Genomic DNA, 554 nt, shown 5'->3' with positions numbered 1-554 from the left:
GGGGGGGATTAAATGATTTTGTTGATGTTTTTGATTTCGTCCAAAGTGAAGATAAGCACGAGATCTTTTCGGTACTTTTCAAATGGATGTTTCGATTCATCAAATTGGATGTATTTGATTTTATCGAATCGGTTCTCAAGAAGCATTTTGATGTCTTGATTGGGGACAACATAATACACCCCCACCCATAATTTCTTTTTTCGGGCTAAAATGTGACTCTTCAAAATAGAACGATAACGACTCGGAGATTTGAGTGTTCGTTCCGTTTCAATGGCGACTTTGATGCCGTTAGGACTGGTACAGATAGCATCTGGTCGATGGTCTAAATCTTTATGGTTTTCACGAAACTCGTAAGAGTCGGTGTTGTGCCATTCTCGCCAATGATGGCGGTTGAGGTAGATGCGTACTTTTTGATTCATTAACTTATGCTCAAGCGTAGAGAACTTGGTGCGATTAGGTTCAAATGCTTGATAATGTTCGGTCGGGGATTGAATGTATTGTGTTACTCCAAATTCAGTAATGCCCCATAAAGAGATTTTTATTTTTCCATCCAT

The 554-nt window shown here is 39.2% G+C and carries 1 protein-coding gene; it reads right to left on the bottom strand.

Annotated features, from left to right (window positions below):
• Positions 1-8: 8 nt before the first annotated feature.
• Positions 9-554, bottom strand: a 546-nt coding sequence (locus Q1A70_RS20325) for a mobilization protein (protein WP_299697666.1), incomplete at its 5' end; no start/stop codon positions are given.

This window comes from uncultured Vibrio sp. (assembly GCF_947488985.1).
In the GTDB taxonomy this organism is placed as follows: domain Bacteria; phylum Pseudomonadota; class Gammaproteobacteria; order Enterobacterales; family Vibrionaceae; genus Vibrio.
Note: the sequence above shows the minus strand (reverse complement) of the source record. Positions and strands in the feature narration are given on the sequence as shown.